Here is a 19,808-nt window from a genome sequence, read left to right as displayed (position 1 = left end):
GCTCACTCCGCGGCCGTGTCGGCGCCGCCGTCTTCCGCCGGGGGCGGCTCGGTCGGGGGCAACTCGTCGTCGTCCGCCTCCACCACCGGTTGCACCTGGATGAGATGCGCCTTGGCGTCGAGCGCGATCAGGGTGACCCCCTGCGTCGCCCGGCCCATTTCACGAATCTCTTCCACCCGCGTGCGCACCAGCACACCGGTATCGGTGATGAGCATGATTTCATCGCTGGTGCGCACCAGGCAGGCCGCCACCACCTTGCCGTTGCGCTCCGAAGTCTGGATGGCGATCATGCCCTTGGTACCGCGCCCATGACGGGTGTACTCGGTGATGGACGTGCGCTTGCCGAAGCCGTTTTCCGTGGCGGTGAGCACGCTCTGGGTTTCGTCTTCGGCCACCAGCAAGGCAATGACGGACTGATCGGCTTCAAGCTGCATGCCGCGCACCCCGCGCGCCTCGCGGCCCATCGGGCGTACGTCGGCCTCGTCGAAACGCACCGCCTTGCCCGCATCCGAGAACAACATGACGTCGTGCTGACCATCGGTAATGGCCGCACCGATGAGGTAGTCGTCGTCATCGAGCCCGACCGCGATGATGCCCGCGGTACGACGGTTGGCAAACGCCGTCAGCGGCGTCTTTTTCACCGTGCCGCGCGCGGTCGCCATGAACACATAGTGCTGCTCGTCGAAGGCCTTGACCGGCAGTACGGTGGTGATCTTCTCACCCGCCTGCAACGGAAACAGATTGACCAGAGGTTTGCCGCGCGAGCCGCGTCCGCCCATCGGAGACTCGTATACCTTCATCCAGTACACCCGGCCCCGGTTGGAGAAGCACAGCAGCATGTCGTGGGTGTTGGCCACGAACAGTTGCTCGACCCAGTCGTCTTCCTTGGTGCCCGTGGCCAGCTTGCCCCGGCCGCCGCGGCGCTGCGCACGGTATTCCGCCAGAGGCTGGCTCTTGACGTAGCCCGAATGCGAGATGGTGACCACCAGGTCTTGCGGGGTGATGAGGTCTTCGACGTCGATGTCGTAAGCATTGACCTCGATGTGCGAACGGCGCGCATCGCCGAACTCGGCACGCAAGGTGCTCATTTCGGTGGTGATGATTTCGGTCATGCGCTCAGGCTTGGCAAGGATGTCGAGCAGATCGGCGATCTGTTCCATGACGTCCTTGTATTCGCTCACGATCTTGTCCTGCTCCAGGCCGGTCAGGCGCTGCAGCCGCATCTGCAGGATTTCCTGCGCCTGCGTCTCGCTGAGGTAATAACCGTCGGGTTTTAGGCCGTAACGCGCGTCGAGATCGTCGGGTTGGAACTGGGTGATGTCACCCTCCACGCGCGACAGCATGGCGCGCGCCTCGCCCGGCTCCCAGGCCTGCGCCAGCAGACGTTCCTTGGCCACCGGCGGCGTGGGCGCGGCCTTGATGAGTTCGATCATGCGATCGACATTGGCCAGCGCCACAGCCAGACCTTCGAGCACATGCCCACGTTCACGCGCTTTGCGTAGGTCGAACACCGTGCGGCGGGTGATGATCTCGCGGCGGTGCGACAAAAAGGCCGCGATCATCTGCTGCAGGTTGAGCAAACGCGGCTGACCATCCACCAGCGCCACCATGTTGACGCCAAAGGTGTCTTGCAGCTGGGTCTGCTTGTACAGATTATTGAGCACCACCTCAGGCACTTCGCCGCGCTTGAGTTCGATGACCACGCGCATGCCCGATTTGTCGGACTCGTCCTGGATGTGGCTGATGCCCTCGATCTTTTTCTCTTGCACCAGCTCGGCGATGCGCTCAAGCAAGGTGCGTTTGTTGACCTGGTACGGCAACTCGTCAACGATGATGGCCTGACGCTGACCCTTTTCAAGATCTTCAAAGTGGCAACGCGCCCGCATCACCACCCGACCGCGTCCAGTGCGGTAAGCGTCGCGCACACCCGAAGTGCCATAGATGATGCCCGCTGTCGGGAAGTCGGGCGCAGGCACGCGCTCCATCAACTCCTCGATCGTCGCCCCGGGGTTGCGCAACAAATGCAAACAGGCGTCGAGCACCTCGCCCAGGTTATGCGGCGGAATATTGGTGGCCATGCCCACCGCAATGCCCGACGAGCCATTGATCAGCAAATTGGGCAGACGCGCAGGCAACAGCAGCGGCTCCTGCTCGGAGCCGTCATAGTTGGGGCCGAAATCGACGGTTTCCTTGTCGATGTCGGCCAGCATTTCGTGCGCGATCTTCGACAGCCGGATTTCGGTGTAGCGCATGGCCGCGGCGTTGTCGCCGTCCACCGAGCCGAAGTTGCCCTGTCCGTCCACCAGCATGTAGCGCAAGGAAAAATCCTGCGCCATGCGCACGATGGTGTCGTACACCGACTGGTCACCGTGCGGGTGGTATTTACCGATCACGTCACCCACGATGCGCGCCGACTTTTTGTAAGGCCGGTTCCAGGCATTGCTCAATTCGTGCATCGCATACAGCACGCGCCGATGAACCGGCTTGAGGCCATCTCGCACATCGGGAAGTGCACGACCCACGATCACGCTCATCGCGTAGTCGAGGTAGGAGCGACGCATTTCCGTCTCTAGGCTGATTGGCAGGGTTTCTTTGGCAAAAACGGACATGAGTGAGTGCTTCGCAGCAATAGATCAGACGTCGGAGCGACCAGACCGGGCCCGACAAACCGGGCGTCGCCCATCTAACAGACACGCCCCCAGTCAAGCGAACGATGTTAGCAGCCCGTATTTCGTGGTCCGGTTTCAGCGCAGCAGCGAAATGGATGACGGAATGTGGAGCAGAAAAATCACGCTAATGTTGCGAAACCGCAACGTCGGTATGCGCACCTCGGGGCATAACGTAAACGAATCGTTTCAGCAATTGAACGTCACAGACGCTGTGGCACAATGTCTTCGGGTTTACTAGTAGTGAATGCGTCAGGTGTCGGGTTCTCGGGCAGTGAACGAGTTCAAGCGGCAATTGCTCACACCCCAAAGCATCCTGGCGCTTATTATGGCAACACGCAGTTCTGGCTGCGATGAACGATCAACGACCGAGAGGAAATAACATGATCCACCCCAAAAAAATCGCAAAATTGTTCGCAGCTGCGGTTCTCGCAACATCTTCGCTGGCGGCTGCCCATGCCGGTGAGGCTCGCAGCATCAACAACTGGCAAGACCCGTACGGTCTGACCTGGATGAACGGCGACAACAAGCTGTGCTGGCAAGACAACTTCTGGACGCCGGCAACCGCCTCCAGCGAAGCTTGTGGCCTGCCTGTCGTGGCCAAGGCTGAACCTGCTCCGGCGCCTGCCCCCGCACCTGCCGCCGCGCCTGCGCCCGCCCCCGCCCCCGCTCCGGCCCCTGTGCCTGTGAGCGAAAAGGTCACCTACAACGCCGACGCCTTCTTCCAGTTCAACAAGGCTGTTCTGCTGCCCGCTGGCAAGGAAAAGCTCGATGATCTGGCTGGCAAGATCAAGGCCATCAATCTGGAAGTCGTGATCGCCACCGGCTACACCGACAGCTTCGGCAGCGTGGCTTACAACCAGAAGCTCTCCGTTCGCCGTGCTGAAGCCGTGAAGGCTTATCTGGTGAGCCAGGGTGTTCCGGCTGATAAGATCTACGTCGAAGGCAAGGGCAAGACCGACTTCCGCGTCGATCCCAAGAGCTGCAAGGGCTCCTTCAAGAGCCAAGTGGAATGCCAAGCCCCCAACCGCCGCACGGTGGTCGAGGTTGTCGGTACCCACATGGTCACTAAGTAAGCTGTTTCAAGAAAGCTGCCGACTTAGAGCTGACTGCTTCACCGAAAAAGCCCCGCCCTGCGGGGCTTTTTCTTTTTGGCGCGGTGCCGCTACTTCACAACGCCTTCGCTATATTTGAGGGGGCACAGACCGAAACACCGGAGCCACACATATCCCCGTTCACAGGAGAGTTTCATGGATCAAGCCGAACTTCAGCGTTCTGGCGCAGTGACCGAGCTACCGTCGATGGACCAGCTCTGGATGCCGTTCACTGCCAACCGACAGTTCAAGGCCGCCCCCCGATTGCTCGTCAGTGCGCAAGGCATGTATTACCGCTCTCACGACGGACGTCAAATTCTGGACGGCACATCGGGCCTATGGTGCGTCAACGCAGGCCACGGCCGACCGGAGATCAGCGCGGCCATTGCCCATCAGGCGCAGGAGATGGACTATGCCCCCCCATTCCAGATGGGCCACCCTGTGCAGTTCGAGGCGGCAAATCTGCTGGCCGAAATCGCTCCCGCCGATCTGAAAAAGGTGTTTTTCACCAACTCCGGCTCCGAGTCGGTGGACTCGGCCCTGAAGATCGCCCTGGCCTATCACCGGGCGCGCGGTGACGGAACGCGCACCCTGTTCATCGGGCGTGAGCGCGGCTATCACGGCGTGGGATTCGGGGGCATCTCCGTGGGCGGTATGGTGGCGAATCGCAAGACCTTCCGCGGTTCGCTGCTGCCCAATGTGGATCATCTGCCCCACACTTACGCGCCTGACCATCAGGCGTTTTCGCGGGGCGTACCGGAATGGGGCGGACACCTTGCCGATGAGCTCGAACGCATTGTGGCGCTGCATGATGCGAGCAATATCGCCGCCGTGATCGTCGAGCCCGTCGCTGGGTCAACCGGTGTGCTCGTGCCGCCCAAGGGGTATCTGGAACGGCTGCGCGCGATATGCGACAAACACGGCATTCTGTTGATTTTCGATGAGGTCATCACCGGCTATGGTCGGCTGGGCACGCCGTTTGCCGCACAGTATTTCAAGGTCACGCCCGACATCATCACCACTGCCAAGGCGGTGAACAATGCGGCGGTGCCGCTGGGCGCCGTGTTCGTGCGTAATGGCATTTACGACACGGTCGTGAACGGATCTCCGGACGGCACCGTCGAATTTTTCCACGGTTACACCTATTCGGGCCATCCTCTAGCCATGGCCGCTGCCGTCGCGGCGCAAAAGATTTACAAGCGCGACCAGCTGCTCACCCGCGTGCAGGACGACGGCATTGCACACTACTGGCAGGAAGCTCTGCACGCCCTGCGAGACGTGCGACACGTCAAAGACCTGCGCAATATCGGGCTGATCGGCGCCATCGAACTGGAGTCGCGGCCTGTCGGCGTGGGCAAACGGGCCTTTGAAGCGTTTGTCGGCTGCTACGCACGCGGCCTGCTGGTGCGGTACACGGGCGACACCCTTGCGCTGTCGCCGCCGCTCATCATCGAGCGCGGCCAGATCGATCAGATCATGTCGACCCTTCGGGACGTTCTGCGCACCATCGACTGAACGGTTCGCCCCCTTTGTCAAGCCGGCCTCGCGCCGGGTTTTTCATGTCTTGTCGGCCTCTCGACCTCGAGACTGTCGCCGCGCGTTAAAGTGCGTCTCTTATCGCGAATTGCACTTTCTTTTTCCCTTCCACACATGGACTCCCTGCTGCGTTGGTTCATACCCTGGGAACTGTCTCCAACGGCCCTCGTCCTGTTGGCGACTGCGGCTGTTCTCTATGTGCGCGGCTGCCGCAGACGGAAGATTTCAGTCTCGCGCCAGGTTCGGTTCTGGCTGGGATGGGTGCTGATGTGGCAGGCCTTCCAAACCCGCTGGGACTACTACGCCGAACATCAGTTTTTCGTGCATATCTCGCAGCAAATTTCGCTGCATGATTTCGCGCCGCTGCTCATGATGTGGAGCTATCCGCTCGCTGTGCTGCGAGCCGGCATTCCCGTGAGCATCAGGGTGCGCTGGCTGAAGCCTTTTCAGCGCAACGCAGTTGTACGGGCGACCAAGCTCGTGCTGTTCAACCCTTACTTCGCCGCGTTATTGTTTGGCGGCATGGCATTGCTCTGGCTGATTCCGTCTTTTCACCCCTTTGTCATGCTCAATGCGCCGACCTACCGGTTGATGAACTGGAGTATGGCGCTTGATGGTCTTTTGTTCTGGTGGCTGGTTCTCGATACCCGTCCCAATCCGCCTGCCCATCTCTCGCCGGGAAAGCGGGTTTTTCTACCTCTGCTGAGCATGCTGCCGACCATGGTATGGGGCGCGATCCTCGCTCTGAGCATGACCGACTACTACCCGATTTATGAAATTTGCGGACGCGCGCTGAGCCTCGACCCATTGACTGACCAACACCTTGGCGGCCTGATCCTGTGGATTCCAGGCTCTTTCCCCATGATCCTGGCCAGCATGATCGCGTTGCGCAGTTGGATGCGGCTTTCAGACCGAGGCCGACTCAAAACGCGGCCCAATAAGCGCACCGTTGCTTCGGCTACGCCCGTCGTACCACCCGTCGTTTGAGACTTTGCACCTGTCGAGCTAGAACGGCGCAGGCTGCAAGCGGCTCAGCGGGCCCGTTTGCGCGGGCTGGTCGACTTGCCAGTCTTGCGATCTGCGGACGATTTTCCCTTCGCTGCCTTGCCGTTGGCACTTGGCGCGGCCGCGGTTTTAATCGCGGCCTCCACGGGGCCCCGCTGGCTCTTGCCGCCCGATTTGGCCACTCCTTTGCCCACTCCGTTTGACGACGTCCGGGATTTGCGCACACCAGCCGACATTTGCGGATTCAGCGCAAACACATCTTCGTCGACGCCCTTGATCTCTCCGGAAGTCGGTAAAGGCTTGTTAGACGGGCTGGACTTGCCGCCTTCGCGCACCAGACGGAAGTCAATCTTGCGGCCATCCAGATCGACCCGGCTGACCTGCACGAGCAGACGCCCGCCCAAGGCGTAACGAATACCGGTGCGTTCACCGCGCAACTCGCCACGCGCTTCGTCGTAGCGAAAGTAATCCGCGCCAATTTCCGAGACATGCACCAGGCCTTCGACAAACAGGGCATCGAGTTGCACAAAAAGGCCAAAGCCGGTCACTGCGGTGATCGTGCCCGCGTACTCCTCGCCGAGCTTGTCGCGCATATACCAGCACTTCAACCAGCTCTCGACATCGCGGCTGGCCTCGTCGGCACGACGCTCATTGGACGAGCAATGCACCCCGGCCGCCTCCCAGATCGGCATGTCCTTAGCCTGCTCCTTGGATACCGGAGCAGCCGGAGCCACGCTTGCAAGCTGACGCTGCGGCGCGCGGCGCGCGTTCTGCTCGCCACGATTGAGTTCGATGCGTTCGCTGAACTTCGGGGTGTAATGCGTACCGTGCAGAATGGCCTTGATGCCGCGATGCGTGAGCAGATCGGGATAGCGACGGATCGGGCTGGTGAAATGGGTGTAGGCGGGATAGGCCAGGCCGAAATGCCCGCTGTTGTGCGGCGTATAAATGGCCTGCTGCATGGAACGCAGCAGAAGCGTCTGAATCTGTAGGGCGTCCGGCCGCTCCTCGATGGACTGCGCCAGCGCCTCGCACCTTTGCTGCCCAGCGTGCGCCCGAGATTGCGCAGCAGGGTGCGCAGTGTTTCGAGCTTTTCGGGCGTGGGGCCTTCGTGAACGCGATAGAGCGCAAGCTGTTTGTTGCGTTCCAGAAAATCAGCGGCACACACATTGGCTGCCAGCATGCATTCCTCGATCAGCCGGTGCGCGTCGTTGCGATGTCGCGGCACGATGGCCTCGATCTTGCCCGCGGCATTCACCACAATCTGCGTTTCGGGAATATCGAGATCGAGCGCGCCCCGAACCTGCCGCGACTTGAGCAAGGCGTGAAACACGGCATGCAGATTGAGCAGATGTGGCACCAGCGGCGCACGCTCGCGCGCCAGCTTTCCTGCCGTGTTCGACAAGATGTCTGCAACCTCCGTGTAGGTCAGTCGCGCCTGCGAACGCATCACCGCGGGATAAAACTGATAGGCCTTGAGCTCACCCTGCGCGGAGATCAGCGCGTCGCACACCATGCACAGACGATCCACCTGAGGGTTCAGTGAGCACAGGCCATTGCTCAGCTTTTCCGGCAGCATGGGAATCACGCGCCGCGGAAAATACACCGAGGTCGCACGCTCCAGCGCATCCGCATCGAGCTCCGTCCCTTCGCGCACGTAATGCGAGACATCGGCAATCGCCACCAGCAAACGCCAGCCCTTGGCGCGACCGATCTTCGCGGGCTCGCAATACACCGCATCGTCGAAATCCCGCGCGTCCTCGCCGTCGATGGTCACCAGCGCCACATCGCGCAAATCGATGCGCCCGGCCGAGTCGGCATCACGCACCGCGTCAGGCAAAGCCGCGCTTTCGCGCAGCGCGCCGCTCGAAAACAAATGCGGTACGCCGTATTTGCGCACCGCAATTTCAATCTCCATGCCGGGGTCATCGAGTTCCCCCAACACCTCCAGCACCCGCCCGACCGGCTGCACGTTGGGCAGCGGCGGCTGGGTGATTTCAGCGCTCACCACCTGACCAGCACGCGCCTTGCCAATGGCATCGGGCGATATCAGAATGTCCTGCACATAGCGCTTGTCCTCGGGCGCCAGCAACCACGTTCCGCCCTCTTGCAACAAACGCCCGATGATGGGGCGCGTGCTCCGTTCCAGAATGCCGATGATCTGCCCTTCAGTCCGCCCCCGCCGATCGGGCTTGCCCACACGTACTCGCACCCTGTCCAGATGTAGCACAGTGCGCATCTGCTGCGGCGGAAGATAAACATCGGGGCCGCCATCATCGGGCGTGACAAAGCCATGACCATCGCGATGACCGCGCACGATACCTTCAACAATCACGGAAGATCCTTTTCTTGACTGCAGACCACTGCAGAGTCGCGGCCTTGGTGCCGCATGGAGATGATGCCAAACATTGTTCTGACTACTGCATTATCACCGCGGACCCCGATCAGCCTCAAAAGCGCGGCCCAGTCTTTACAAGCACGAACTTTATGCTAAGATGTTCAGCTTCGTTGCCCAGATGGCGGAATTGGTAGACGCACTAGTTTCAGGTACTAGCGCTGCGAGGCGTGGAGGTTCGAGTCCTCTTCTGGGCACCAAAATTGCAGAAAGTACAGACGGGGGATTTCGATTCCCCGTTTTGCTTTCCGTCAGGCGCAAATGCACGAATGCCTGATCTCCCAGCCGGGATGGCGGAATCGGTAGACGCACTGGATTCAAAATCCAGCGCCCTTAAAAGCGTGCGGGTTCGAGTCCCGCTCCCGGCACCATCTAATCGTTTTCGGCAGTGCACAGAAGTGCAAAAGCCCTATAGCCATCAACGCGTTTAGGACTTTTGTACGTTGACGGTACCGAGTTGGCAGCGCATTGGGTTTGAAAATAAACTGCCCTTCTGCACTCAGCCAAGCCCCCATGCACAATCCTCCCATACGCCATTGCACCGCCTGCGGCTCCCCGGTGATCTACCGCGTGCCTGAAGGCGATTCCCGTCCGCGCGCGGTTTGCCCGGCCTGCGGGCACATCCAGTATGAAAATCCGCGCAACATCGTCGGCGTCATACCGGCCTGGGGGCAACAGGTACTGCTTTGCAAGCGGGCGATCGAGCCGCGCTATGGTTTGTGGACCTTGCCCGCGGGTTTTATGGAAATTGGCGAAAGCACCGAAGTGGGCGCCCTTCGCGAGACCCGTGAAGAAGCCGGTGCCGAAGTGGCGTTGAAGGGTCTTTACGCGGTCATCAACGTGCTGCCCGCGAATCAGGTCTATTTCTTTTACCGGGGGCAACTCACCCAGCCCCAATGGCAAGCGGGAGAAGAGAGTCTCGATGTCCAGCTTTTTCACGAAGCGGACATTCCCTGGGAGCAGATCGCCTTTCGCAGCGTGGCGCAAACATTGCAGCGCTACTTCGCAGACCTGCGCGCCGGGCACTTCCAGATTCACACCTTCGACATCGCCTAAAAGCTGGGGCTCGCTCAGGCGCAGCCGCCCATCGGCAATTCGCTGCCCGCATGGAACAGTTTCCAGAAGCCATAGGCGGCAAACAGCAAGAGCAACGCACCGGCAGCCAAGTGAAACCAGCGCTGATTGGTGCGCTGACTTACCCAACGCAGCGTGTGACCGGCAAACAGCATATGCGGCAGAGTGCCCAGGCCGAAGGCCAGCATGGCCAGGGCACCCTCCCAAGCCGTGGCGCTGAGAAACGCCAGAGAAAGCGCGGAATACACCAGTCCACAAGGCAGCAAACCCCAGAGTAGCCCGGCGCCAAGCCGTTTGGGAAAGGTGTTGAAGGGCAGCAGCCGCGATAGCAAGGGCTGAGTCAACCGGGTCAATCCGCGCCCAACCCAACTGCCGCCGAGCCACTTCTGCTGCCAGGCCAGCCAGCGCGGTGAAAGCACCTGTTGCAGGATCATCCATAGGCCCACCGCAACGAGCACCAGGTTGCCAAGGGTAAAAAGGCTCAGTTGCACCGGCCGCGCGCTTGCGGCCCACACCCCAGCCCCGATCAAACCTGCGATTCCCCCCAAAATGGTGTAGGACAACACCCGTGCGCCCTGTAATTGCAGCTGATTTTGAAACAACCGACGCGCCGGAAGGAGCACATGTTCTGTGGATGCGCGCTCGGAGGCCACCACCAGTCCCCCGCACATGGCGGCGCAGTGCAGCCCGCCTGTGAGGCCCATCAACAACAGGGTCAGTGGAATGGTTGTATTCATGGTGTTCTGCTGTATTCTGTAAACATCAACTGAAGCAAATATCGCGACATCCAAATCTATGAAATCGACCCCGACCCCCACCGCCACGCAGATGGAAAAACCCCATCCTTGCGATGTGTGCTTTCAAAGTAAGTTCTGCCTGCCGATTGCGCTGCAGCCGTCGGAGATGGGGCGTATCCGAGACGTAATTCAGGCAACCGTGCGGGTGCAGAAGGGCGAAGCGCTTTTCAGCACCGGCCAGGCCATGACCAAGGTGTATTCGGTGCATGCAGGATCTTTCAAATCGTATGTCACCAGCTCCGACGGACGCGAGCAGATTGTCGGTTTCCACATTCCGGGTGAGTTGATGGGCCTGGAGGGTCTGGGGCAGCACACCTATTTCACCGACACGGTCGCGCTCGAAGACAGCGAAGCCTGCGAAATCGATCTGCGTGCGCTGGAAACCACCACGCGCGACCTGCCCGCGCTGCAGCATCAGTTGCATTGCATCGTCGGCGGCAAGTTGGTGCGGGCGCAGCAAGATCAGTTTTCTCTGGGCAGCATGCATGCAGATGAGCGGCTGGCCCGCTTTCTGCTCGACTTGTCCGAACGCTTCAAGGCCCGTGGCCTGTCGCCAGATGAATTCGTCTTGCGCATGAGCCGCGAAGAGATTGGCAGTTATCTCGGCTTGAAACTGGAGACGGTCAGCCGTCTGATGTCCAAGTTTCACTCCGCGGGGTTGATTCATGTGGCGCAGCGCCAGATCCGCATCACGGATCGCCGCGCCCTCGCTGAATTGTTGATGCCGCAAACCTGATCACTCTGAGCGATAGCCAGTGAATTTAGGGGCTCCGAGAGGAGCCCCTTTGTTTTGTTCAGACACCCGGTTCGAGCGTCAGCGTCGTCCCCGGAATCCAGACACCCGCCAGGCGCCAGTTTGCCGTTTCCACATGCACGCGGTAACGCACGGGCTCAAGGGGTGGGGAGAAGGCGCTGTAAGTACCTGAGGCGCCGCGGTGCAAGTCGATCTGCACGTCTTTCTGCTTGGACAAAGGATGACGCAACATCAAGTGCAGGGTGTTGGGAGCGATCTGCTGGTTGAGCTTGAGGTCAATGCGCCCGGCTGCGATCGAGATCTGTCCCGAAAGATGCAGGGCCTGGGCATGTCGCTCGCGCTGAATGTCGCCGCCTACCGCGAGCCCCTTTTTGTAGTAGTGGTCGGTCACCAGGCTGTCGGGGGTGCGGCTGGCAAGGTAGATGGTGTAGACACTGGCCAAAACCGCGATCAGGGGAAGCGCGATCAAAAACCAGGGCCATGGCTCACGGTACCAGGGGCCGGAAGCGGCGGTTTGCATGGAAACTTCTCCTGCGGTTCGGGGGTGTTCAAGGGACGATGAAGGTGGTCTTGCTCGACGCAGAGATCGGCTTTTCGCCTTCCGATGTGGCAATGATCTCGATTTTGTAAACGCCCTTCTTCGCATTGTCGACCGGAATAGTCACTTCCAGCGGCTCGAGAATATTGGTCGATGCGGGCAACTCGTAAGCATTTCGATCATGCACCGCCACGCCCTCCAGGCCCTTGACCTCGACGCGAATCTTTCGCGCTTTTTCCGTAGTGTTCATCAGCTGGATCTGATAGACGTTCTCGACCAGACCACCGGGAATTTCGCGCGACAGCACGCCACGATCACGCATCACATTCATCTTTAAGGGATTGCGCGTAGCCAGCCCGCCGACGAACAGCCCCACCATGATGAGCAGCAACGCCGAGTAAATAAGAATGCGCGGTCGCAGCAGATGCGCCCACTGCTGGCGCTTGCTCCACTTGTTCTTCATGGCGTTTTCGCTGGAGTAGCGAATCAGCCCGCGCGGATAACCCACCTTGTCCATGACCTGATCGCAGGCATCGACACAGGCGCCGCAGCCGATGCACATGTATTGCAGGCCATCGCGGATATCGATGCCCGTCGGGCAGACTTGCACGCAGATGCTGCAGTCCACGCAATCGCCCTTGCCTTGCGCGCGCGGGTCGACATGTTTGCCCCGTTTGCCGCGCGGCTCGCCCCGTTCGGTGTCGTAGGTGACGATGAGCGTGTCCTTGTCGATCATCACCGACTGAAAGCGGGCATAAGGGCACATGTACTTGCAGACCTGCTCGCGCATGAACCCGGCGTTGCCATAGGTGGCGAAACCGTAGAACAAAATCCAGAACGTCTGCCAGGGGCCAAGGCTTGCGCTGATGACCTGACCGGCCAAGGTCAGAATGGGCGTGAAGTAGCCCACGAAGGTGAAGCCCGTCCACAAGGCCACTGCAATCCACAACCCGTGCTTGAGCGCTTTTTTGCCGATCTTGCGGGCATTCCAATCGGAGCCGTCGAGGCGGATGCGTGCCAGCCGGTCGCCCTCGACCTTGCGCTCGATCCACATGAAAATTTCGGTGTACACCGTTTGCGGGCAGGCATAGCCGCAAAACAGTCGCCCAGCGATGGCCGTGAACAAAAACAAACCGTAGGCCGAGATGATCAGCAGCAGAGCGAGGAAGATCACATCCTGCGGCCACAGAATCATGCCGAAAAAGTAGAACTTCCGGGTGGACAGATCGAGCAGCACGGCCTGACGGCCATCCCACTGCAACCAAGGCAAGCCGTAGAACAGCGCCTGGGTGAACACCACCATGAACACCCGCCAGTTATTGAACCAACCGGTGACGGAGCGGGAGTAGATTTTTTTGCGAACCTCGTACAGCCACTCTTCAGAGGCTGAAATATCGTCGTCGCTGGGTTCTGGCGCCTTGGCGTTCATCGCACGTTCCGGGCTGAAAAATACGGGACTGACTCAAGCGGCATCGGGGCGCATTTGATCTTGCGCCCCGATGTGGGTCAGAGAATGAAAAGAATCGAGGACTGGACTTACTTCGCCGCTTGCGCACCATGACTGATGCTGTAAACGTAGGCCGCAAGTAAGTGAATCTTTTCGGGCGAGAGAAAGTCTTTCTGCGCAGGCATCTGGCCGGCACGACCCTTCTCAATGGTGTGCGAAATGGTTTCGATGCTCGACCCGAACAGCCCCTGCCGCTTGGGGTCGGCCAGATCGGGGGCGCCCAGAGCCTTGTTGCCCGTGCCGTCGGCGCCGTGGCAAGCCGCGCAGGCCGTGGCGAACAAGGGCTTGCCCTGAGCCGCCAGTTGGGCATCGTGCTTCATGCCGCTGAGGCTGCGCACATAATTAGCCACGGCGAGCACGCCGGGTTTGCCGCCAACCGCGGCCTCCATCGGCGGCATCATGCCCAAGCGGCCGTTGGTAAGGGTTTCCACCAAAACCTCGGGGCTGTTGCCGTACAGCCAGGCATTTGCGTTGTGGACGGTCAGGTTGGGAAAGCCCTTGGTGCCCCCCGCGTCTGATCCATGACACTGGGAGCAATAGGTCAGAAACATGCGCTGACCAGTGGCCATGGCCGTGGGGTTGGCGGCAAGTTCGGGAATCGGCGTTTTCATGTAGGCCGCATACAGGGGCTCAATGCGCGCATCGAATGCGGCCGATTCCTGCTGGTACATCTTGTCGCTGGAATACCCGAGGATGCCCTTGTAAAACGCCAGGCCGCCGTAGAGCGACAGGTAGATCACTGCAAAAATGAGCGTCAGAATGAACAGCCCCATCCACCAGCGCGGCAAGGGGTTGTTGAACTCCTGCAGATCACCGTCCCAGACATGGCCGGTCGTGGCGATGGGATTGCCCGCCTTGTCGCGAAACACGGTTTGCCGTGCTGTACCGCGCAGAAAAAGGAACAGGGCAACGATGGAAACAATGGTGACGCCGCCGATCCAGAAGGCCCACCCGGGGGAATAGAACTGGTTCATGATTTGGTCTTGTCGGAGGTCTTGGACTCATCGCCCTTGTCGAAAGACTCGGGCGGGTGATTCTTGGAATCGAGGAAAGGGATCATTCCGTCCTTTTCATGCGTCTTTTTGAACCGGGGCGAAAACGCCCACCAGACGATGCCGGCGAAGACCACCATGGAGAGCACGAGAACGATCGAGCCGAAGGACATGGCGCTTCCTCAGTAGTTGATGTAGTTGGCCTTGGACTTGTAATTGCTCAGCGCCGTGCCCAAGCCCTGCAGGTAGGCGATCAGCGCGTCTTCCTTGGTCTTGCCTTCGAGCTCTTGCGGCGCCGCAGCGATCTCGGCTTCGGTGTAAGGCACGCCCAGAGTTTTCATGGCGCGCATCTTGGCCTGGATCTGATTGGCCTCGGCAGGCTGGTGCTGCAGCCAGGTGTAAGCCGGCATGATGCTCTCGGGCACCAGATCGCGCGGTTGACGCAGGTGCAGGCGCTGCCACTCGTCGGAATACTTGCCGCCGACGCGGGCCAGATCGGGGCCGGTACGCTTGCTGCCCCACTGGAAGGGATGGTCGTAAACCGACTCACCCGCCACCGAGTAGTGGCCGTAGCGCTCGACCTCGGCGCGCAGCGGGCGGATCATCTGTGAGTGACAGAGGTAGCAGCCCTCGGCCAGATACACGTCGCGACCTTCGAGCTGCAAGGCGGTATAAGGCTTGACGCCAGGAATGGGCTGGGTCGTGCTCTTGTCGAAGAACAGGGGCACGAGCTGAACCAGCCCGGCGATGCTGACGACGATTGCCACCAGCACGATCATCAGACCCACGTTCTTCTCGATGGTCTCGTGATTAAAAGTTGCCATGAATATCTCCGAATCGTGATCAGGCGTGGGCCACGCTCAGTGCGGGCACCGGCGCGTCGACGGGCTTGCCCTGGCGGATGGTGCGATAGGCGTTGTAGACCATCAGGCACATGCCGAAGAGATAGATCGAGCCGCCGATGGCGCGAATGACGTAGAGAGGAATGACCGCCTTGACGCTCTCGATGAAGCTGTAGGTCAGCGAACCGTCAGCCTGCATGGCGCGCCACATCAGTCCTTCGGTCACACCAGCCACCCACAGCGAGGCGATGTAGAGCACCACGCCGATGGTCGCCGTCCAGAAGTGGACTTCGATGAGGCGCTTGCTCCACATCTGAGTCTGGCCCCACAGGCGCGGAATCAGGTAGTACAGGCTGCCCATGGTGATCATGCCCACCCAGCCCATGGCGCCGGAATGCACATGGCCGATGATCCAGTCGGTGTAGTGACCCAGCGCGCTCACCGTCTTGACGGAGAGCATCGGCCCTTCGAAGGTGGACATGCCGTAGAACGACAGCGCGGTGATCAGGAACTTGAGGATGGGATCTTCGCGCAGCTTGTACCAGGCGCCCGACAGAGTCATCATGCCGTTGATCATGCCACCCCAGCTCGGCGCCAGCAGGATGAGCGAGAACACCATCCCCAGCGACTGCGTCCAGTCGGGCAGCGCGGTGTAGAGCAGGTGGTGCGGGCCGGCCCACATATAAGTGAAGATCAGCGCCCAGAAGTGCACGATCGACAGACGGTAGGAATACACCGGACGCTCGGCCTGCTTGGGAATGAAGTAATACATCATGCCCAGGAAGGAGGTGGTGAGGAAAAAGCCCACGGCGTTGTGGCCGTACCACCACTGGATCATCGCGTCCTGCGCACCGCCGTACACCGAGTAGCTCTTCCACGAGAGCAGGCTGATGGGCAGCTTGATATTGTTGACGATATAGAGCAGCGCAATGGTGATGATGTAGGCGCCGAAGAACCAGTTCGCCACATAGATGTGCGGGGTTTTGCGCTTGAACACTGTGCCGAAGAACACGATGGCATAGGCGACCCAGGTGACCACGATCAGCAGGCTGATCGGCCATTCCTGTTCCGCGTATTCCTTGCCGCTGGTGATGCCCAGCGGATAGGTGATGGCGCACAGCACGATGACCGCCGTCCACCCCCAGAAGGTGAACTCAGCCAGCTTGGGCGCGAACAGCGGCACCTGACAAGTGCGCTGCACGATGTAGTAAGAGGTCGCGAACAGCGCCGTACCGCCAAAACCGAAAATCACCGCATTGGTGTGCAGCGGACGCAAACGCCCCCAGCTCAGCCACTCCATGCCGTAGGTCATGTCGGGAAAGACCAGTTGCACCGCAATGAACACGCCAACCAGCATGCCCACCACGGCCCAAACCAGAGTCATGACGGTGAATTTGCGCACCAGCGCGTAGTTGTAAGTCTGTTTAAGCGTCAGATCGCTCATCTGCTCCACCTGTTGATAAGAAGTAACGAACCGTAATGTAGAGTATGGTCATTTACTTATGGACACACTGAATTGACATGTATCAACACATTTCATTTCGTAAGGGTAAGCACTAGGAAGAGGCCGGGGTCGCTGCGCTGTCAATGCGACACCTTGCCACAATGTGCAGATCAAGTCCGTTGTTGCGGCCCTTCCCCGTCGGCGGATTTCTCTGCCTCTTTCTGGGGTAAAGACTCAGGTTTGGGTTTATCGTCGTCCATCAAAATGGCGTGGGCCGGGCCTTCCATATCGTCGAACTGACCGCTGCGCGCCGCCCACCACAGCACCCCCACGATGAGCAGCACCAGCAGCACACTGATGGGGATGAGAATGAGCAGAGAGCCTTCCATCACGCACTTTCAAAGATTGGGCGCAGCACGATCGCGGCGCGCCAGGCGGGCTGCATTGAGCACCACCAGCAGCGAGGAGGTACTCATGCCAACCGCCGCCCAGACCGGGGTGATGAAGCCCGCCACCGCCAGCGGAATCGCCAGCAGGTTGTAGACCACGGCCCAGATCAGGTTCTGCCGCATCACGCCCACCGTGCGCCGTCCGGTGGCGACCAGCCGCGGCAAGGCGCGCATGTCCGGGTGATGCAAGATGACATCGGCCCCGGCCCGGGCAATCGGCGCGGCGCCGGCAAAGCTCACCGAGAGATCGGCTGCCGCCAGCACCGGGGCATCGTTCACCCCGTCACCCACCATCGCCACCACCCGCCCCTGCGCGCGCCATTGGCGCACGCGTTCGAGCTTGTCCTCCGGGCTCAGGCCGCCCTCGGCGCGCGCCACGCCGAGCCGCTCGGCCCAGGCCTGAACGGTGCGTACCGCATCACCCGACAACACCGCAACCTCCGCGCCAGCGGCTTGCAGCGACTGCAAGGCCTCCTGCGCACCGGGGCGCAGCGTTTCGGCGATGTCGAACACGGCCAGCGCCCGCCCATCGAGGCTCAGGCCAAGCCGGGTAAGCGGAATATCGCTGGCTTCGGGCGGCTGCGCCTGCGCCACACCCGAGAAGGCTGCATGCCCCAGCCGCAGCGTCTGTCCCTGCCACACGCCCTGCATGCCGCCATGCGGCACAACGCGCAAATCCTGCACCGTTTCTACGGCATCGTCCTGCCCGGCGGACGCCATGAACGCCCGCGCGAGCGGATGCTGCACCCCCTGCTCCAGCGCGCGCGCCAGCGCCAGCACCTGTTCACGGCTGTAGGACGGATCGAGCAGGCGCACGGCCGAGACAACGGGTTCGGCCGTGGTCAGCGTGCCGGTCTTGTCGAACAACCAGAGATCGACCTGCGGCGCACGGTCGAGCGCGTGACCGCGAGCGAGCAGCACGCCGTGCCGCGAGAGTTGCGCGGTGGACGCCGCCAGCGCCGCAGGCACCGCCAGCGACAAGGCACAGGGACAGCTCACCACCAGCACGGCCACCAGTGTTGGCACGATGCGCGCCGGATCGAGCCACCACCACAGCAGCACGGTAAGCGCAGCCACCGCCAGCAAACCCAGCGTGAACCATTGCGCGGCGATGTCGGCCAACTGGGCCGAGCGCGGCTTGCTGGCCAGCGCATGCTGCATCAGCTCGACCATCTGCGCGATGCGCGTGCCCGCGCCGGTTTGCGTGGCCCGCACGATCAGCGGCGATTGCCGGTTCATGCTGCCCGCCAGAATGGCATCGCCCGCCTGTTTGGGCACTGCGCGGCTCTCACCGGTGAGCAGGGCTTCGTCCACTAATGACGCGCCCGAGATCACCACGCCGTCCACCGCGGCGGCGCTGCCGCTGGGCAACTCCACCTCATCGCCCGCACGCACCTGGGTGATGGCCACGCTGCGCCACTCTTCTTCGCCGCTGGCTCGCACCCGCACGGCGGCGGGCAGTTGTTCCATCAGTTCCTCGGCCGCGTTCAGGCTGCGCTGGCGCAGGCCGTCTTCGATCAGGCGCGCGGTGAGCAACAGAGCAAGAAACATCACCACCGAATCAAAATACACATGGCTCTGGCCGTGCAGCACGCTCCACACACTGGCGGCAAACGCGCTCCACAGACCGAGAGTGACGGGCACGTCCATCCCCAGGCGACGGTTGCGCACGTCGCGCAGCGCCCCCATGAGGAAAGGCCAGCCGGAAAAAAGCAAGGCGGGCAAGGTAAGCGCCAGGCTGCCCCACTGGAAAATGCCCTGCTCTGCCGCGTTGAGCCCCTCGGCATCGAGGTAGCCCGGCCAGGCGAACATCATCACCTGCATCATCGCCAGCCAGGCCACGAGGGTGCGCAATATGGCCAGACGACGGGCGCGGCGGTGGTTGAGCTCGCTTTGGTGACGCGCGTTGGGCAGCGGGCGATAACCCACCTCGGCCAGCGCCTGAAACACCTGAGCCAGTTGTACGGTGTTGGCGTCCCACTGCAACGCCACGCGGCGGGTGGAGTAGTTCACCGTGGCGGCGAGCACGCCCGGAATGGCCCGCAGCCGCTGCTCGATCAGCCAGACGCAGGCGCCGCAATGAATGCCATCGACCGCAATCTGAGTGCTCCACCGGCCCTCGCCCAGCGACGTGGCATAGGCAGAGAGAAACGCCGGGTCGGCCAGCGCCATCCACTGTTGATGGAGTTTGTCGATCTCTTCGCGCGGCAGCGCGGCCAGCGCGCCTTCGCCTGCGGTGCGGCGGTCGTAATAGGCGCACAACCCGCCCTGCACGATGATCTCGGCGGCCGCCGCACAGCCCTGGCAGCAAAAGCTGCGCCACTGCCCGTCCAATTCCATGCGCACCGGCGCGTCGCCCAAAGGCAGGCTGCAGTGATAGCAGCCGGTCGCTTCAGCAGGGAGCTTCGGCATCTGATTGGGGGCGCCGGATAGGGGAAGGATGGAACTCGACATGATGACCATGCTAGAAACTGCGCCCTCACCCCGCCTTGAGATGTATCAAGAAGTATCTATACATTGTCGAGGGTATTCCCGGATCAGCCCAGATTGTTCATTAGGACACGGAATGATGGCGCGGCGGCTTGGGGATGGATTGGCCCCTGCGCGACAAGCCCATAGCCGTCGCTGTGGGCGCGAAGCGCGGGGGCCAAGACGCCCCAAACCGCCCGCCAGCGCCCGTGTAGGGGCAAAGCCCCGCCTAATGGACAGTCTGGG

General features: G+C 61.2%; 16 protein-coding genes, 2 tRNA genes and 2 pseudogenes. 7 read left to right on the top strand and 13 right to left on the bottom strand.

The annotated features are described in order from the left end of the window. Positions 1-2: 2 nt before the first annotated feature. Entirely contained in the window at positions 3-2,609 is a 2,607-nt protein-coding gene (gene gyrA, locus ABT24_RS00930) for a DNA gyrase subunit A (protein WP_276727192.1), read from the bottom strand. 440 nt (positions 2,610-3,049) lie between these two features. On the opposite strand from gyrA, the gene ompA reads away from it, so the two are divergent. The 3 genes from ompA to ABT24_RS00915 all read left to right on the top strand — a co-directional run bounded on the left by ompA (position 3,050) and on the right by ABT24_RS00915 (position 6,283). Then, a complete protein-coding gene (gene ompA / locus ABT24_RS00925; RefSeq protein WP_013106252.1) occupies positions 3,050-3,742 on the top strand; it encodes an outer membrane protein OmpA in 693 nt (230 codons plus the stop codon). Positions 3,743-3,916: 174 nt separating this feature from the next. Further along, complete coding sequence (gene aptA / locus ABT24_RS00920) at positions 3,917-5,275, top strand: omega-aminotransferase AptA (RefSeq protein ID WP_423837793.1); 1,359 nt, start codon at positions 3,917-3,919, stop codon at positions 5,273-5,275. 135 nt (positions 5,276-5,410) lie between these two features. Next, a complete protein-coding gene (locus ABT24_RS00915) occupies positions 5,411-6,283 on the top strand; it encodes a cytochrome c oxidase assembly protein (protein WP_276727196.1) in 873 nt (290 codons plus the stop codon). Between the two features lie 44 nt (positions 6,284-6,327). Here ABT24_RS00915 and ABT24_RS15600 read toward each other — a convergent pair whose 3' ends face one another. The 3 genes and pseudogenes from ABT24_RS15600 to ABT24_RS15590 all read right to left on the bottom strand — a co-directional run. After that, positions 6,328-6,894 (bottom strand): S1 RNA-binding domain-containing protein, encoded by a 567-nt coding sequence (locus ABT24_RS15600; protein WP_353743810.1) that lies wholly within the window; start codon positions 6,892-6,894, stop codon positions 6,328-6,330. A 294-nt stretch (positions 6,895-7,188) separates the two neighbouring features. Then, positions 7,189-7,356 (bottom strand): annotated as a pseudogene (locus ABT24_RS15595) (RNB domain-containing ribonuclease); the annotation flags it as partial. Positions 7,357-7,409: 53 nt separating this feature from the next. Beyond that, a pseudogene (locus tag ABT24_RS15590) lies at positions 7,410-8,618 on the bottom strand (ribonuclease R family protein); the annotation flags it as partial. 193 nt (positions 8,619-8,811) lie between these two features. Between ABT24_RS15590 and ABT24_RS00905 the strand changes: the two are divergent. The 3 genes from ABT24_RS00905 (at position 8,812) to ABT24_RS00895 (ending at position 9,752) form a co-directional block, all read left to right on the top strand. Beyond that, positions 8,812-8,896, top strand: a tRNA-Leu gene (locus ABT24_RS00905). Between the two features lie 84 nt (positions 8,897-8,980). Further along, positions 8,981-9,067: transfer RNA gene (locus ABT24_RS00900), tRNA-Leu, on the top strand. A 142-nt stretch (positions 9,068-9,209) separates the two neighbouring features. Further along, on the top strand, positions 9,210-9,752 hold the full coding sequence (locus tag ABT24_RS00895) for an NUDIX hydrolase (RefSeq protein WP_013105391.1): 543 nt from the start codon (positions 9,210-9,212) through the stop codon (positions 9,750-9,752). A 14-nt stretch (positions 9,753-9,766) separates the two neighbouring features. Here ABT24_RS00895 and ABT24_RS00890 read toward each other — a convergent pair whose 3' ends face one another. Beyond that, positions 9,767-10,507: a sulfite exporter TauE/SafE family protein gene (locus ABT24_RS00890; protein WP_276727200.1), complete on the bottom strand. Its 741-nt coding sequence runs from the start codon at positions 10,505-10,507 to the stop codon at positions 9,767-9,769. Between the two features lie 58 nt (positions 10,508-10,565). Between ABT24_RS00890 and ABT24_RS00885 the strand changes: the two genes are divergently transcribed. Then, positions 10,566-11,303 (top strand): helix-turn-helix domain-containing protein, encoded by a 738-nt coding sequence (locus ABT24_RS00885; protein WP_013122765.1) that lies wholly within the window; start codon positions 10,566-10,568, stop codon positions 11,301-11,303. A 58-nt stretch (positions 11,304-11,361) separates the two neighbouring features. Here the strand turns inward: ABT24_RS00885 and ABT24_RS00880 are convergent, their stop codons facing one another. The 8 genes from ABT24_RS00880 to ABT24_RS00845 all read right to left on the bottom strand — a co-directional run bounded on the left by ABT24_RS00880 (position 11,362) and on the right by ABT24_RS00845 (position 19,547). Then, a complete protein-coding gene (locus tag ABT24_RS00880) occupies positions 11,362-11,841 on the bottom strand; it encodes a FixH family protein (RefSeq protein WP_286737289.1) in 480 nt (159 codons plus the stop codon). A 28-nt stretch (positions 11,842-11,869) separates the two neighbouring features. Continuing rightward, positions 11,870-13,288: a cytochrome c oxidase accessory protein CcoG gene (ccoG, locus tag ABT24_RS00875; RefSeq protein ID WP_276727204.1), complete on the bottom strand. Its 1,419-nt coding sequence runs from the start codon at positions 13,286-13,288 to the stop codon at positions 11,870-11,872. 107 nt (positions 13,289-13,395) lie between these two features. After that, positions 13,396-14,340 carry a cytochrome-c oxidase, cbb3-type subunit III gene (ccoP, locus tag ABT24_RS00870; protein ID WP_276727206.1) on the bottom strand — a complete coding sequence of 315 codons (945 nt, stop codon included), beginning with the start codon at positions 14,338-14,340 and terminating at the stop codon, positions 13,396-13,398. Further along, complete coding sequence (locus ABT24_RS00865) at positions 14,337-14,531, bottom strand: CcoQ/FixQ family Cbb3-type cytochrome c oxidase assembly chaperone (protein WP_013105385.1); 195 nt, start codon at positions 14,529-14,531, stop codon at positions 14,337-14,339. Before ABT24_RS00865 ends, ccoP begins: the two co-directional genes overlap by 4 nt. A gap of 9 nt (positions 14,532-14,540) precedes the next feature. Continuing rightward, on the bottom strand, positions 14,541-15,182 hold the full coding sequence (ccoO, locus tag ABT24_RS00860; RefSeq protein ID WP_013105384.1) for a cytochrome-c oxidase, cbb3-type subunit II: 642 nt from the start codon (positions 15,180-15,182) through the stop codon (positions 14,541-14,543). 19 nt (positions 15,183-15,201) lie between these two features. Further along, positions 15,202-16,644, bottom strand: a complete 1,443-nt coding sequence (ccoN, locus tag ABT24_RS00855) for a cytochrome-c oxidase, cbb3-type subunit I (RefSeq protein WP_013122762.1) — start codon at positions 16,642-16,644, stop codon at positions 15,202-15,204. Positions 16,645-16,814: 170 nt separating this feature from the next. Continuing rightward, positions 16,815-17,033 carry a cbb3-type cytochrome oxidase assembly protein CcoS gene (ccoS, locus tag ABT24_RS00850; RefSeq protein WP_276727208.1) on the bottom strand — a complete coding sequence of 73 codons (219 nt, stop codon included), beginning with the start codon at positions 17,031-17,033 and terminating at the stop codon, positions 16,815-16,817. A gap of 9 nt (positions 17,034-17,042) precedes the next feature. Beyond that, the gene (locus tag ABT24_RS00845; protein ID WP_276727211.1) at positions 17,043-19,547 is read right to left on the bottom strand and encodes a heavy metal translocating P-type ATPase; all 2,505 of its coding nucleotides are present in this window, start codon (positions 19,545-19,547) and stop codon (positions 17,043-17,045) included. Between the last annotated feature and the right edge of the window lie 261 nt (positions 19,548-19,808).

Source organism: Thiomonas sp. SCN 64-16 (genome assembly GCF_001725585.1).
In the GTDB taxonomy this organism is placed as follows: Bacteria; Pseudomonadota; Gammaproteobacteria; order Burkholderiales; family Burkholderiaceae_C; genus Thiomonas; species Thiomonas arsenitoxydans.
This window is presented reverse-complemented; position numbering and strand designations above follow the sequence as displayed.

Bases quoted from the DNA above. Each gene is read 5' to 3' on its own strand.
- gyrA (WP_276727192.1), bottom strand. From the start codon at position 2,609: ATGTCCGTTTTTGCCAAAGAAACCCTGCCAATCAGCCTAGAGACGGAA.
- ompA (WP_013106252.1), top strand. From the start codon at position 3,050: ATGATCCACCCCAAAAAAATCGCAAAATTGTTCGCAGCTGCGGTTCTC.
- aptA (WP_423837793.1), top strand. From the start codon at position 3,917: ATGGATCAAGCCGAACTTCAGCGTTCTGGCGCAGTGACCGAGCTACCG.
- ABT24_RS00915 (WP_276727196.1), top strand. From the start codon at position 5,411: ATGGACTCCCTGCTGCGTTGGTTCATACCCTGGGAACTGTCTCCAACG.
- ABT24_RS15600 (WP_353743810.1), bottom strand. From the start codon at position 6,894: ATGCGCGACAAGCTCGGCGAGGAGTACGCGGGCACGATCACCGCAGTG.
- ABT24_RS00895 (WP_013105391.1), top strand. From the start codon at position 9,210: ATGCACAATCCTCCCATACGCCATTGCACCGCCTGCGGCTCCCCGGTG.
- ABT24_RS00890 (WP_276727200.1), bottom strand. From the start codon at position 10,507: ATGAATACAACCATTCCACTGACCCTGTTGTTGATGGGCCTCACAGGC.
- ABT24_RS00885 (WP_013122765.1), top strand. From the start codon at position 10,566: ATGAAATCGACCCCGACCCCCACCGCCACGCAGATGGAAAAACCCCAT.
- ABT24_RS00880 (WP_286737289.1), bottom strand. From the start codon at position 11,841: ATGCAAACCGCCGCTTCCGGCCCCTGGTACCGTGAGCCATGGCCCTGG.
- ccoG (WP_276727204.1), bottom strand. From the start codon at position 13,288: ATGAACGCCAAGGCGCCAGAACCCAGCGACGACGATATTTCAGCCTCT.
- ccoP (WP_276727206.1), bottom strand. From the start codon at position 14,340: ATGAACCAGTTCTATTCCCCCGGGTGGGCCTTCTGGATCGGCGGCGTC.
- ABT24_RS00865 (WP_013105385.1), bottom strand. From the start codon at position 14,531: ATGTCCTTCGGCTCGATCGTTCTCGTGCTCTCCATGGTGGTCTTCGCC.
- ccoO (WP_013105384.1), bottom strand. From the start codon at position 15,182: ATGGCAACTTTTAATCACGAGACCATCGAGAAGAACGTGGGTCTGATG.
- ccoN (WP_013122762.1), bottom strand. From the start codon at position 16,644: ATGAGCGATCTGACGCTTAAACAGACTTACAACTACGCGCTGGTGCGC.
- ccoS (WP_276727208.1), bottom strand. From the start codon at position 17,033: ATGGAAGGCTCTCTGCTCATTCTCATCCCCATCAGTGTGCTGCTGGTG.
- ABT24_RS00845 (WP_276727211.1), bottom strand. From the start codon at position 19,547: ATGTCGAGTTCCATCCTTCCCCTATCCGGCGCCCCCAATCAGATGCCG.